Origin of the sequence: Alteromonas sp. P256 (assembly GCF_036864455.1) — a bacterium.
Lineage (GTDB): Bacteria > Pseudomonadota > Gammaproteobacteria > Enterobacterales > Alteromonadaceae > Alteromonas.
Map to the genome: position 1 here is coordinate 436,151 of NZ_JAZETM010000001.1, position 14,254 is coordinate 450,404.

9 protein-coding genes are annotated in these 14,254 nt (G+C 43.3%); 5 read left to right on the forward strand and 4 right to left on the reverse strand.

Translation table 11 applies throughout. From position 1 onward, the window contains the following. Positions 1-472 precede the first annotated feature (472 nt). Positions 473-1,027, forward strand: a complete 555-nt coding sequence (locus V7R39_RS01935) for a hypothetical protein (protein WP_334027616.1) — start codon at positions 473-475, stop codon at positions 1,025-1,027. 98 nt (positions 1,028-1,125) lie between these two features. Here the strand turns inward: V7R39_RS01935 and V7R39_RS01940 are convergent, their stop codons facing one another. The 3 genes from V7R39_RS01940 to V7R39_RS01950 all read right to left on the reverse strand — a co-directional run bounded on the left by V7R39_RS01940 (position 1,126) and on the right by V7R39_RS01950 (position 6,339). Beyond that, a complete protein-coding gene (locus V7R39_RS01940) occupies positions 1,126-1,581 on the reverse strand; it encodes an MBOAT family O-acyltransferase (protein ID WP_334027618.1) in 456 nt (151 codons plus the stop codon). 79 nt (positions 1,582-1,660) lie between these two features. Then, on the reverse strand, positions 1,661-5,740 hold the full coding sequence (gene pulA / locus V7R39_RS01945) for a pullulanase-type alpha-1,6-glucosidase (protein WP_334027620.1): 4,080 nt from the start codon (positions 5,738-5,740) through the stop codon (positions 1,661-1,663). Further along, the gene (locus V7R39_RS01950) at positions 5,740-6,339 is read right to left on the reverse strand and encodes a hypothetical protein (RefSeq protein WP_334027623.1); all 600 of its coding nucleotides are present in this window, start codon (positions 6,337-6,339) and stop codon (positions 5,740-5,742) included. Before V7R39_RS01950 ends, pulA begins: the two co-directional genes overlap by 1 nt. A gap of 543 nt (positions 6,340-6,882) precedes the next feature. Between V7R39_RS01950 and V7R39_RS01955 the strand changes: the two genes are divergently transcribed. Beyond that, the gene (locus V7R39_RS01955; RefSeq protein ID WP_334028127.1) at positions 6,883-7,476 is read left to right on the forward strand and encodes an HvfX family Cu-binding RiPP maturation protein; all 594 of its coding nucleotides are present in this window, start codon (positions 6,883-6,885) and stop codon (positions 7,474-7,476) included. A 335-nt stretch (positions 7,477-7,811) separates the two neighbouring features. Then, a complete protein-coding gene (locus V7R39_RS01960; RefSeq protein ID WP_334028129.1) occupies positions 7,812-8,684 on the forward strand; it encodes a LysR family transcriptional regulator in 873 nt (290 codons plus the stop codon). Here the strand turns inward: V7R39_RS01960 and V7R39_RS01965 are convergent. Further along, positions 8,681-9,649 (reverse strand): L-threonylcarbamoyladenylate synthase, encoded by a 969-nt coding sequence (locus tag V7R39_RS01965; RefSeq protein ID WP_334027625.1) that lies wholly within the window; start codon positions 9,647-9,649, stop codon positions 8,681-8,683. The two genes, V7R39_RS01960 and V7R39_RS01965, sit on opposite strands and share 4 nt — an antisense overlap. A 255-nt stretch (positions 9,650-9,904) precedes the next feature. Between V7R39_RS01965 and V7R39_RS01970 the strand changes: the two genes are divergently transcribed. Both V7R39_RS01970 and V7R39_RS01975 read left to right on the forward strand, forming a co-directional pair. Further along, positions 9,905-11,521: an NADH-quinone oxidoreductase subunit L gene (locus tag V7R39_RS01970; protein WP_334027627.1), complete on the forward strand. Its 1,617-nt coding sequence runs from the start codon at positions 9,905-9,907 to the stop codon at positions 11,519-11,521. After that, positions 11,521-13,932 (forward strand): YbcC family protein, encoded by a 2,412-nt coding sequence (locus V7R39_RS01975; RefSeq protein ID WP_334027629.1) that lies wholly within the window; start codon positions 11,521-11,523, stop codon positions 13,930-13,932. The genes V7R39_RS01970 and V7R39_RS01975 overlap by 1 nt, the downstream gene beginning before the upstream one ends. Positions 13,933-14,254 lie beyond the last annotated feature (322 nt).

A 14,254-nucleotide genomic window follows, 5' to 3' on the forward strand; every position in this document is an offset into this window, starting at 1 on the left:
TAAGCAGCCGGCTTAACATATAAGTCCCGACACCGTTCGTTTCAGCAACAGAGCAGAAAATTCGGCGCAGATTGTGAAGAGTAAAGGAAATGTCAGCCCTTTCGTTTATTTTTTTAATTATCTTCTTAGGCTCCACCACACTGCCATGATGGTTGTTAGCACAAAACCCGAAACCCGGTACTCTGCCCTTCTCTTAAAGATTTCCTCAAGCAGTTTCATAATCGGCAGGTCCCCTGTTCAAATCAGGGTTGGGCCACCATTTTTTCATTCCCAATTATTTTTTAAAGCTCAAACGCACTCAACATCAAAAAGTTAACCCTAAATCCCTCTCGAATCTTGTCGAGCACATTGGATAAAGGTTGCACAATTTTTAATTGAATTTATGATTCTTATCACATTCTTGTCTTAACTTGCACGACAATAATATAGAGAAGTACCTGTATAAAAGCTGTCTTAATAAAAGGATATAAATATGGAACATTTAAAGTTTTTATTTATTGGTTTTTTAATGGTTTTGTTAGCAGCATCGGGATGTGCTTCTAATCCGAAAGGCGCTTCGTTTGAACAAGCACGTGATACCGTATCTCCAGATAAAGCACGAATTACGATTTATCGTGATTCCGACGTCTATGCGGCCTCTTTTTCTTGGCTTGTGGCTCAGAACGTAAGTCAACAAAGTCCTAAACCGCTCGCGGTAATCTCTAGAAATACTTACTATCGTTTCGATACAGTTCCTACACGAGTTGAGCTATTGGCAGATTTACAGCAAAGTCCAATATATGCGCCTGTATCTCCGCTTGCTGCGGTAGCCGGTGTAATTTCTGCTGCTGAAGCAAAAACCACTAACGATAAAATTGATTATGTCGCGCTACATGATTTTGAAGCAAAACCTGGACAAGAATATTACTTTAAGCTTGAGTTTAAAGACGCAATGCTAGACCCAAGCCCTTATCTTGTGCAAGTGACAGGTAAACAAGCTATAAACGAACTTAAGAAGTCAAAAATGGCCTTATTGCCGAAGACATGATTCCACTATTTTTTGCTTCAAATGAAACGGTAAATTCTGGACTATAGACATCATTAGGGGTGTTAGTCCCCAGCACGTAAAACTCAATAAACGTGAAGTTAGCTATAAGCCTGCACAAACACTTCATCAAGCAACGTGGTCAACAAATAACACGCAACTATTATCGCTACATTGAACAATGCACGAATGGCCCACGGGAAATTAGCGTATTCGAAACTCAGTTTACTCGTGACTAAAACTGCTGCCCCCATCACTGCAAACCAAGGTGTAAAAAAGAATATAACGCGCCATTTAAGCAAGGTAACTGCTAAGTCGTGAAGCGCTCCGCTTACTGCAAAAGTTATCATTATGGCTAGCCACTGCGGTATCCATCTTGATAGTGGCCGCATGACGTATCGCGATAAATAGTAGCTCCAAATCGGATTCCAGTATCGCCAAAAGTGACTGAAAGATTTGGCCCCTAGGGAGCGTGAAAGCATATTTTGCAGAGAGCCAGAAGCACCTAGTCCTAGGCCGGTTCTTTTCTTCACATATTGATTTAGTCTAATTGTCAAAATACGTCTCTTTTGAAAATAAAATGGGGCGATATTTATCGCCCCATTATGTATTTTTAGCAGATTTATAAATAGCCTACTATTGTTCCGGTCCTTGCACTAGAACAATCGGCGAACTGGTATCGCTCGCGTCTATCTTAAAGCGTAGTGTTTGCGATTCACTAACCGTCAATTGCACGTTACCAGCGCCTTGCGTTAACGATATAGATTCCCCCACATTAATTGAGCCACCATTATTACCTAAATTCGGGTTTGACCAGTTAGCCTCCGCTACTTTAAATTCGTAGGTACCAGCACTAACAAAAGTACTTATAGCGTAAACCCCTGCTCCTTCGTATGTCATTGGGCGAGATGTGCCCCAATCGCCCATAATACCGCGTAAATAAATAGTCGTATCACCATAGGGTGCAGGTATTGCATCAGGGTCTTCATTAGTAATGTTGAGTACTGGATTGGCATCGTTTGAAGCGTCTAACTCAAAGGTATAATCACCGTCTTTAATAATGTTCAGTGTAAGGTTATTACCGCCATTATTTAGTGTATACGACTGTCCCGCCCCTACCGCGAAACCACCACCAATATTTGCCACATCAAAATTTTCGTCGGCTAATTTAAACTCGTAAGTGCCTTCAAGCAAATTAACGGTAAGACGATATTTGTCATTCCCCACATATTCAAGTGGTAGTGACATGTCCCAGTTGTTCATACTTCCGCGAAGAAATACTGCTCTATCACCATAGGGTGGCAAAGCTGACAGTCCGTACCCTTGAGAGCCATTTTGCGGCTTAACAAATATTGCAGTGGTAAGCGCTGGTACACTGAATTTACCGTTGCTAAACGATGCATTTTGCACTCGTTCATCGGCAGATGCCTGCTGATTGGAATGAAGCTCAAAGCCGAGTGCATCGACTATGCTGAAACTCTGTGAGCTTTGTGTTCCGTTAAAAAGTACCACAATTGCATCATTGTTTGCGTCTAAATCCTCAAGACCTATACCGTCATCAAGACTCATCACAATTAAACCCTGTACTTGCCCCTGCCCCGTATTGTGAAAACGAATTCGCTCCGAAATATCGTTTGCGCTTGTGAGCCTGAACAACTTGCTGGTCGCTCGAATATTTAAAAACTCTTTAAACAGTGACGAAGTCAGCTCAATATCTTTCGGGCCAAACTGCGAGTTTGTATTAGCTGACACGCTGCTAATTTCTCCCCATTTCGCCTCGTTATCTTGCGCTAGCGGTAAGCCGATATTCCAATTGTTTGTCGTTTTGGTGAAATCGACTCTATTAAACCAATCACCAGCATCATAAGTGTTTCTGTCCATGGATTTTGAACGGATTAGTTCAGAGCCCATATGCAGAAATGGGATCCCTTGGCTTAGCATAGGAATAGAAAGCGCAACGTTTTGAATACGAACGCGATCTTGTATTGCCATATCACTTGGCAAACCGTATTGAAGCTGATCCCAAAGTGCCTCATTGTCGTGCTTCGAAATATAGTTAACGGTATCAGCGGGGTCATCACTGTAGCCGGCCGGCTGTCCGTTCCAACTATAGTCGTAGGTAGACAGATACGTTCCATCTGCCGCTACAAATTGATAACTACCTACATTACCCACTAGGCCAATTCTTATGGTGTCTTGGTCGTGTAGGCTGCCACCCGCGTTAAACAGCGCTGCACTTCGCACTGCCTCTCGCTGTCTGTCTGAGAACGTACCTATTTCAGAGCCAGCCATATTAAGCTGGGCCGCCTGCTCAAATCTGCGGTTGTTAACTACTTCACCAAAATTCCAACCTTCTCCATAAAAATAGGTGTCTGAGTCTACTTCGCGAACCGCTTCACGAGCATCTAAAATGGCTTGCTTCGGTATATGCCCCATTAAATCAAAGCGGAATGAATCGAATCCAAACTCTTTAGCAAAACTGACTAACGAATCGTTCATTAGTTTTGCCATCATGACGTGTTCAGTAGCGGTATTTTCACAACATGTTGAGTTCTCTATGCTGCCAGTGGTTTCACTTAAGCGCTGGTAGTACCCAGGTACTACTTTATCGAGTACCGATGTATCGTAAAGCCCCGATGATGCCGTGTGGTTATACACCACGTCGAGCACTACACGCAGCCCCATTTCATGAAGCGATTGGTTCATTGCGCGCATTTCTAAAACTCGATTTTCACCGTCTGGAGCGGTAGCATAGCTACCCTCTGGCGCAGCAAAATGATGTGGGTCGTAGCCCCAATTGAAACCATCAAAGGCACGCATTGAATCTACTAATGCTTGTGCTTCAGCAGTGCTAGGTGAGTAACTTTGCAGTACATCTAAAATAATCGCGTTGTCATTTTCCACCCCGCAAACAGGCGCTTGGGCATTCAAACTACACAGTTTACCTACGGTATCGGTAACGTCTACGCGACCTTGTTCATCCTCTCGAATAGTTGCTATGTCGTTCGCCGGCAACATGTGAAAATGGGTGAGACCTGCACGTTGTAACGACTGTAAATGTTGAACTGGAGCAGAATTGAGCTCGGTAAATGCCATATATTTACCGCGATGTTCAGCACTAGTACTCTCATCGAGAATACTAAAGTCGCGAATGTGACTTTCGTAAATAATGATATCTTCAGGATCGTTCGCTGGTGGAACTACGTGTGTATCCCAGCCTGCTGGTTTCAAGTCTGCATCATCAAGGTTAACAAATTGAGTAAAGCGGCCATTTGTGGACAGGGAGATTGAATACGGATCGGTTGTCTCAACTAACTCAATGTTTTGTGTGAGTGGGTGGTAAACCGACAGTTCATAGCGGTAAAATTGTCTGTCTAACGTTGCCTTTTCACCCGTGTGACGCCAAATACCTGTTTCTGAATCAAGTATCATAGGATAGGTGTTTTGTAGCGCTTTTGCTTTGTTGTATACCTTTAATGAAACCGACTGGGCAGTTGGAGCCCATACTGAAGCGGTCACTGACTCGTTACTGTAGTCTACGCCTAACTTCGCTTCATTTGCATCATTGTTAGTGCGTGTATATAAGTAGTCTAAAACTCTTGGAATTTGAACTCGCGTTGAATCAACAATGTTTCCTTCAGCATCGGCAGCTACGGCAATAAGCTGACCGGTCAGCATCTGCTTAGCTTGCGCTTCGCTTACATCGATTGAGAAGCCGGTAAACTCACTTAAGTGCGGATTGTTGTTGTAATGAAATAGCTCTGGCGCATCCAAAGACATAGGAGTGCTGGAGGCAGAACTCAATGCATCGGTGTTTAATAACGACACACCCGAGCTCTCTATATCAAGGCTCGCGTCAGACGAATGATACAGCGATATATTTACGGCATCGCTGTGCTCAGTAAGCCAAAGCAAGGTATTACTATCCATCCAGTGAGCTCTTGCACCATCCAGAAACTGAGGACGGCTAGTTACGGGAGTATACCAAAGCTCTGGAAAGCCATTAAATGTGAACGCTTGGTTACCAAATTCAGGTTCAAATTGACTATCAGCGTCGCCTAGCGGTTTTTCATTTCCTTTATGTAAAATAAAGTTATAGCAGTCAGCTCCAGGCTCAACTGACATTATGTAATACGCCCCATAATCGGGATGAACTCCGTCAGCAGGATAGGGATCATTCCAATTATTAAAATGAGAACTTTGTGTAGTAGGCTCAGCGTAATTGCCACATGCTTGGCCATTCCAAAGGTGTAAGCCCCATCCGTCGTATTGACCATCGTCGCGGCCATAAAATATAGCAATCTGATTTTCGGCAAGTGTTAGGCCCGTGCCACCGCTGTCTTCAACAAACCCCTGCACCGAAAGGTCTAAAGAAAGGCGGGCTCGACGCAGTTCCAATCTAGCGTTTACAGTAGCGCGTTCTCCAGGTGACAGTTGCTCATTATCTAGCGTTAAGTAAGGTACGCCGTCTTCTTCTCCACTGGCATTCATCAACGCATGGCTGCTAGCATTCACCATGATACGTAAAGGGCCTAGTAATATCGAATCACCCGTATTTTCAACCGTAACTGTAGTGACGTATTGTCGATTAATACGATCGAGCATAGGACGTTTAAGGTAACTTGTATCAGCGGCTTCTGTTTGCTGCCAATCTGCAAACGATGGAGCGCCTGTAAGGGCCAGTAAAGGTAGGCACATCATTGATAACTTGTTCATTACAATGCTCCCCTTTTATCCTGATGCTTACGACGAATGCCAATAATGGCTAGTCCCATTGCCATTAATAACGAAGTGTGAGGCGCTGGCACATCTACTTCTGCAGACAAGGAGACATTATCAATGATGAACGTTGAGGCAAATGATTCACCATTGAAGCCAGGCTCCAATACAAATTCAAGAAAAAAGCCATCGTAACTATTGTCAATTTGCGTGGTAAATGTGCCGCTGCCGTTTTCGAATACAGAAAATAGTGTTTCGATATTAATCCCATCGTTTAGCACCACTGAGAACAAATCAGATTCGATGTCTGTTTGTAAGTCGAACCCACTGAATATCCAATCAAAACTTAAATCTAACGACACACCATTGGCAACATCTGATAAATCGAGTTGGGTAATCAATGAGTTGTTAAAGTTGACGGACAACGAATTCTCTACACTAACCTGCGCAGAGCATTGACCTGCGTTGTTTATTATCGAGAAGTCACTGGTATTGGCGGGTTCACCGAACGCGTCTGTGTCTAAACTCCACCCATCGAAGCTGCATGTTTGAAAATCGCCATTGGTAATGAGGCTAGCATTAGCCCGTGTGCACATAACCTGAGCGCATATAAAAACTAGTGTAACTGCCGTTATAAACCTGAAATTCATCATTTCACCTTTTTGTTAAAGAAGTGCATTTCGTGTTAACAAAATGTTTATTTTTCACACATGCTATTGGAAGGGATACTTGCTTACTAGCGTTTAGCCCCTAAAAGAGCGCTGAATACGTATGCAAAAGAAATGAGACATATTGGGAAGAATTTAACGAATGTGTAGACAAATGCTTAGAAATTGACGGTAAATATGAAATTTTTGAGATTAACAAAGGTGTTGATGTAGCGAAATTCAAAAGCGAATTCCGTAGTGTAATTTCGTACTTTGAAACGCAGCGGAAAAGAACGTTATGCGATAGCACTCTATTTCGACAGCAATAGAACTTCCAGCTTTTGCAGTGTGATTTTAGGTAATTCTCCTTCTTTAAAATGAGCTTTCCACAAAACATGAAAGTGTATGACGTGAAATTTTTTTGCACGAAATTTTTTTGCTCGTTTGGCGTTCTTATTTAAAAATTCACATTTAAGGTTTATCGCCGTGCTCATTTCAAAATACGACAATACTGTTAAGGGTTTACACCATTTCGATGGGGTAGCATTATTATTAATAAGGCTTTATCTAGCGCCAGTTATGATTCAGGCAGGTTGGAATAAAGCCAGCAGTTTTTCAGGAATAGTAGACTGGTTCGGAAATGAAGATTACGGTTTGGGGCTACCCTTTCCATTTGTGCTTGCGCTACTAGCTACAGCAGCTGAACTGGTTGGAGGTATTTTTCTTTTGTTCGGCTTATTTACCCGACTAGTTAGTATCCCTTTGCTAATAACCATGCTGGTGGCCATGGTAACCGTGCATGGAAAAAACGGCTGGCTAGCTATCTCTGATCCCTCTTCGTGGCTGGCTGATGGTACGATTTTGTTAAACGAGCGCATTATGGACGCTCCTGAAAAACTTGCTGCTGCCAAATCACTTCTTCAAACCCACGGCAATTACGACTGGCTAACTTCCAGTGGCAATATTGTGGTGTTAAATAATGGCATTGAATTCGCCGCCACCTATTTTGTTATGTTACTCGTGCTACTTATTTACGGCGGCGGAAAATACGTGAGTGCCGATTACTTTTTAACAAGAAATAGATAACACTAACAACCTTATTCACTATGGCTATTGGCTTACTCCTATTGCTGTTTTTACCTTTGGTCTTGTTGCTGTTTTTATTTCTGGCCTTGCTGATGCTATTGTTGAAGATTAATTGCAGCAATAGGAAATGGAATGACGATGCCTTCTTCGTCAAAGCGCTTTTTAAGCAATTTGATAAACGCACTATGTTATATTTTTAAGGGGGTTAACGAGGAATCGAAACAACAGAATACTGCACTGTCTCATTTTTTGCGGTAGAATAAGCAACGTTAACCGCTAAATTTAAAGCTAAATCATAGGCTTATAAGAGCTACGGAGATAACCTCGTGTCGAGAATGAATTATCATCATTTGTATTATTTTTGGCGCGTCGCGAATACAGGTAATCTAACTCAGGTAGCCAACGAAATTCACCTTTCACAATCGGCTATATCGGCCCAGCTTAAACAGTTTCAACAGCACTTAGGTATAGAGCTTCTCACCCGCAAGGGTCGTTCACTTATTCTAACGCCAGAGGGTAAGCAGGTACTTGCCTACGCCGACGACATATTTTCAAAAGGCGAAGAACTAGAGAGTTTGATCAATAAGGGGCTACCCACTCAACATAGGCACGTTTCAATTGGCGTGTTATCTAACTTGTCTCGAAACTTTGTAGAGAGTTTTACGCTTCCGCTTATAAACGATAAATTTGCTACTTTCTCTTTGCAAACGGATAGCCTAGAAAACTTGCTTGATGGGCTTTCTAGCTTTAAATTCGACATTATACTCACCAATCACAATGTTGAATTGGGCCAGCAAAGCGCTATTTGGCACAGCGAATTAGTTTCGCGACAAGCCATTGAGATTATTGGGCCTACTAAGCCTCAGCGAACCCGTAAATTTCCCAATAGCTATAGCGATGTAACCTGGGTTCTTCCTTCCCAAAACAGCGAAATTCGTTCTTCGTTTAGTATTGCTTGTGCCAAATTTCAATACACACCCAAGATAAAGGCAGAAACCAACGACATGGCGATGCTTCGATTGCTAGCACGAGATAGCGGCGCCTTTTCAATTATGCCTGAAGTGGTAGTTCGCGATGAAATTGCCAATGGTCTTTTGCACATTCAACAAAGCCTGCCCGATGCCTATGAACATTTTTATGCTGTTACCCTGTCGAAAAAACGGGTTTCGCCACATGTTCAGCAACTGATTGAACAAACGAAAAGCTAGCCTAGAGCTACTACTCTGCTTAGCCGATTATTTAATGCAAACCACGAATCGGTATTAGGTAAAGCTTCAATGTAAATACAACTCAGCCCCTGTTTGTCCAACTGATGCAATGCATCGTAAAAATCTCGTCCGTACTCCTTGGGTGTTGAAGAAAGTTGAATGTGTTTTCCTTTTTCTAAAGGCCAAATATAGGGTGAAAGCGATATTAAGCCTTCGCTTTTAGTAAATCGCTTTTGCGATAGCACATTTTGGGTAAGCATCTTCACAGGCGTATTCGGCTGATAATGCTGTAAGACACTGCCAGGTACAGTAAGGCCTTCATTGTTTTTGAAGGTGATATCAGTGTGTAAATCACGGGCTAGACTGTCGCGACCTATAGGCCCAGGCCTCAATATGCAAGGCGTCTCTTCCGTTACATCAACAATGGTCGACTCAATACCCACTTCCGCCCTTCCTCCATCTACCACTGCAGCAATTCGTCCATGTAAAGACGTAAGCACGTGGGCTGCGCAAGTTGGGCTTATAAACTTGTATTTGTTGGCAGAGGGAGCAGCAAGCCCAACACCCGCTGCTTTTATAAGCGATAAGAAATCATTACTCGCTGGCATTCTCAGCACCACAGTATCTTGCCCCCCGGTGACGGTATCGCTTACCCATGGCTGCTTTTTTAGCAATAGGGATAACGGACCCGGCCAATATTTTTCAGCTAATAAATAAGCCCGCGATGGAATATCCCTTGCCCACTTTTTCATATCAGCAATACTGGCAATGTGAACAATAAGCGGGTTTGTGGCTGGCCGCGCTTTGGCTTTAAAAATGGCTTTCACCGCATCTTCGTTCGATGCATCAGCAGCAAGGCCGTATACCGTCTCGGTTTTAATAGCTACGCACTCACCTGCTTTAATAAAAGCGGTTGCCTGTGCTAAGTCGTTGGGAAAATGGAGGATAGGGGTTGTAGGTTGCATGCTTCGTTATACAAAAATTCTGTTAGCGTAATGATCGCCCTCAATGAATATAAAATAAAATTCAAATTATTAAACAAAACCATTCATTAAACAGAACAAATCAACAATAAAAACTAATATTTAATATATATTTCAATACTTTACTAAAAACAAAAAATTAACAAAGTTAAAAATACGAACGATTTTTAAATATATATCTATTTTTTAAATGAAACTGACCGTGCTTTACTGCTTAAAACAAATAAGGAGTAAAACATGTCACCGCAAACCAGCGCATTTTTGCTAATTTTGCTGCCACTGTTCTGGGCCATACTGTCTTGGTTTACCAGTAAAAAGGCCACAATGTTCTCGACTGTCAATATTGAGAAAGTGGCTATTGTGGGAAGTATCACACTGCTCATCGTGTCTTTAGTTACTGGCCTTTCTAGTAGCATGCTTACTGATGAGGGGACAGCTGCAGTGGGTGTCATGTTAGTCTCTATTTCCCCGATGAAAGCCATTGTTATGCTAACGGTTGTAGCAATAGGCACCATCCTTATGCGATTCTCTCGCAATTACTTAGTGGGTGAAGCCTGTTACCCCAGTTTCCTGCGCTGGATGCAGCTCACTTTATCGTCTGTGGTTATTACCATTTTGGCCAACCACCTCGTTATTTTTTGGGCTGGATGGCTAGCGGTCAGTCTTTCTTTGCACAACCTATTGCTACTTTATCCCGAGCGCCCACGCGCCATTATCGCGGCACACAAAAAGTTTATTTTGGCTCGCACCTCAGAGTGTTTAATGGCTGGCGCCTTTGTATTGCTGTTTTTAGCATTCGACACCTTGTATATCGATGAAATTTTGTATCTCGTTAATCAACCAGATCAGCTCAGTCAAACACAAACTGGTTTCACTAGCACTCAATTAGCCACGTATGCCGCTTGTCTAATAAGTGCAGCTGCGCTGTTAAAATGTGCTCAACTTCCGGCGCATGGATGGCTCATTAATATCGTTGAAGCGCCTACTCCAGTGAGTGCGCTACTTCATGCAGGTGTTATAAACTTAGGTGGTTACCTGTTATTGGCCTTTGCTCCCCTTGTTGCTGCAAGTAGTGAGGCGCAGTGGATGCTTTTAGTTGTAGCAGGGTTAAGTGTATTTTTCAGTGCATTGATCATGACAACCCGCGTCACGATTAAAGTACGACTTGCTTGGTCAACGTCATCACAAATGGGGTTAATGCTCATTGAATGCGCCATGGGATTGTATTCACTTGCACTAATCCACTTGGTTGCTCACTCGTTTTATAAGGCCTATGCGTTTTTAAATACAGGCTCGGCGGTTTATGAGACCTTAGAGCACGACATTAGCGCCCATCGCGCCCCCCTTTTCGCCGATTGGCTTAACGCTGCATTTATTACCTCTCTTGTCATTGCTGCTAGCTTTACACTTTCTAGCTATCAAGGGCCCGCAAGCCCTTGGCTTCTCATGGCGCTGGCATTCACCGCGTTTCTTGCTATGCGAACCGCTAATTCAGACCAAACACAAATGTATATCTTAGTGGCTATTACCATTGCTCTTGTAAGCTTTTACGCAACAATAAAAGGCGTAATTCAAAGCTATATTGTGCCCGCTTTTCCGGCCCCAATTGGCATGTTTTCGCTAATGGACATATGGGTATCAGCACTGTTAATTACGCTATTTGCGCTGCACTGTGTTATGCAAACATTTGCTAATCATATTGCAGTAAAGCGTTTTAAACAGCTCTTGTTTGCAGGGTTTTACCTCGATGAATGGTTTACCAAAGTCACATTAAAACTATATCCAATAACGCTGCGTGAGAAACAGTCGCGACCTAGTCATGCAGCATCAGTGTCTAAAATTGGGAGTCAATAATGACCGTTATCTCACTTAACGCTTCTAGCCTTGACGAAAAGCGCATTCACAAAGCGGCAGCACAAGCTTGCGAAGGAGTAGCGCCAAACTTTCCTCTTGATAAATTAATTGCGGTAAATCCCTATTGGAAACTGATAAACAGCACACAGCAAGACGTGTCGGCAAAAGTACATGCCCTTGCCGGTATATCAACTGTCATGCCAGCGTCTCACTGGTTAGATTTGTATAAAGAGGGAGAGATCTCAGACAATGCAATTTCTCACAGTTTAATTCAGTACGGTATTACATTAGATAGCGCGACGTTTTTGTCTACGCTGGGCGATACCACCAAGAAGTTAGAGCTTCCACTTATTACGACGCACTTCGACAGCTATCGCTCGGCAAGTGAAATGACCTGGCAAGATGAGTGCTTATTTCAAATCAGTCAGTTTTGCGCGGCGTATTATCAACACGAATCACCGCTGGTTCACGTTGAAGGCAACTCTGCCGCCGACTCACTGTATAAGAGTTGGCTTAATGGGTTAAAGCACGACGCCGGCATTAACGTACTGATGAATACCCGAGGACTTAAGAAAGTATTTGAAACCCTGCCAACAAGTGTCGATGCTCTTCTACTTGAAGCGAGTAAAACACTGGCGCTAGATAACAGCAAAGCGCAAGACTATTTTTACGCGCTCATTATGAGTATTAACGGGTGGTCTTCTTATATCGCTTATCGCACTTGGCTCAAAGACGAAAACGAACTGCAAGGTTTACTCGCTATTCGTCTTGCCTGGGAGCTCATTGTGTATCGGTATTATGAAAAACACCATGCTGTAGAGGCTAATCAGGTAAGAACAAGATGGTCTTACATATTAAATCAACTCCCGACAAGAATAGAGCAGTTTAAACGAGAAGAACAAAGCCTGTGGGTAATGATGTATGCCTACGAGTATGAGCAGCAACAGCGGTTACAGACTAAATTGATTGGCTGTAAGCCGGTTGAGCAAACCCACGCAGAAGTGCAGGCTATCTTTTGCATTGATGTGCGCTCTGAAGTTATACGCCGTGTTTTAGAACTGCAAAGTCCTTCAGTGAAAACCATGGGGTTTGCAGGCTTTTTTGGTATGCCAGTAGCCTATGCGCCTGCGAATACAGATTCAAAACGTCCTCAACTACCAGGGCTTCTCGCTCCGCAGCTTTTAGTATCGGAAACTGGTACTGAATCTCATCGCACCGAATTTATTCAGCAGCGTTCTACGTGGCACAAGTGGAGCAAGTCGCCACTTGGCAGCTTTTCTATGGTGGAGTCTGCGGGGTGGTGGTATGCCTTTAAACTTTTGAAAAACTCTTGGCTTCCATCAAGCAAAGAAAACCCAATGAACACATTAAGTCATGAGCGCAATTGGGAAATTAAAAATGAAAACGGCCCTATTGGCCTAGATGACAAAGTGGCCTTGGCTGCAGGTGCACTAAAAATGATGGGAATGAATAAGTTCTCTCCCACTGTGTTGTTAGTAGGTCATGGCAGCAAATCTAGAAATAATCTGCATGCCGCTGGTCTTGATTGCGGCGCCTGCGGCGGTCAATCTGGCGAGGTTAATGTGCGCGTGCTGGCACAATTACTCAATGATGAGGATGTCCGCAAAGCACTTAAAACAATGGGACACAAAATAGCAGGCAATACGCGCTTTATTCCCGCACTGCATAATACGACTACTGATGACGTGGAGTGTTTTGATACGTCTGTACCAGAGAAAGTAAAAAACTGGTTATTAAAAGCCAAGCATCAGGCGCAAAAGGAACGGGCTAAACACTACAGTAACAATTTACAGTTTGAATCGGACAAGAAACGCGACCAGCGCTTTCAGCACCGTGCAAAAGACTGGTCTCAAGTTCAGCCTGAATGGGGTCTTGCAGGAAACGCGTCGTTTATTATCGGTCCTCGCCAGCGTACTCGCGGCGTCGACTTAGAAGGCAAAAGCTTTCTACACGACTATACCTGGCAAACCGATCTAGACTCTTCCGTGCTAGAAACGTTGATGACAGCGCCAATGATTGTTACCCACTGGATCAACGCGCAGTACAACGCCTCGGTAACAGACAACGAAAAATTGGGCAGTGGAAACAAGGTGCTTCACAACGCCGTTGGCAACAATATTGGTGTGTTTGAAGGCAATTCCGGTGATTTGCGAATAGGTCTTTCAAAGCAGTCGCTACACAACGGCGAACGCTGGGTTCACCAACCTCAACGACTGGGTGTTTATATTGTTGCTCCAAATCACAAAATTCTCGACATTGTGAATAAACACACCATGTTGCAAGAGCTTATTGATAACGACTGGATATATTTATTTAGCTGGGAAAAGCAGGCTGTCATAGAAAGACTTTACAAAGGAAAGTGGTACAAGTCTCACGGCCTTTCTATGTAATTCTGCCTACCGGTAAATGTGTTTGTGTGTAAGTGTGTTGACAGGGACGTCTTTTTTGCACATTGCTTTTTTTATTCCGCTTTTCAAGTCACTTTGTTTTTACTATCGCTGCGATTCATTCTTTCAATTTTCGCATTGGCGTAAAACGCCATATCCTTTGGTTCATCATAACCATCTATCGAACAGGTAAACAAAATAAACACCCCAGCTCCAGCCCCATCCTCAAGCTCACCTCAAGCAAACGAGCGTATTAAGTTAGCGCTTGTAGCGGCAATGAATGGCTCACCTATCAACCAAACAGCATTTGGAAGCCACCGACTGT

Bases quoted from the DNA above. Each gene is read 5' to 3' on its own strand.
- V7R39_RS01960 (WP_334028129.1), top strand. From the start codon at position 7,812: ATGAATTATCATCATTTGTATTATTTTTGGCGCGTCGCGAATACAGGT.
- V7R39_RS01950 (WP_334027623.1), bottom strand. From the start codon at position 6,339: ATGTGCACACGGGCTAATGCTAGCCTCATTACCAATGGCGATTTTCAA.
- pulA (WP_334027620.1), bottom strand. From the start codon at position 5,740: ATGAACAAGTTATCAATGATGTGCCTACCTTTACTGGCCCTTACAGGC.
- V7R39_RS01975 (WP_334027629.1), top strand. From the start codon at position 11,521: ATGACCGTTATCTCACTTAACGCTTCTAGCCTTGACGAAAAGCGCATT.
- V7R39_RS01965 (WP_334027625.1), bottom strand. From the start codon at position 9,649: ATGCAACCTACAACCCCTATCCTCCATTTTCCCAACGACTTAGCACAG.
- V7R39_RS01935 (WP_334027616.1), top strand. From the start codon at position 473: ATGGAACATTTAAAGTTTTTATTTATTGGTTTTTTAATGGTTTTGTTA.
- V7R39_RS01970 (WP_334027627.1), top strand. From the start codon at position 9,905: ATGTCACCGCAAACCAGCGCATTTTTGCTAATTTTGCTGCCACTGTTC.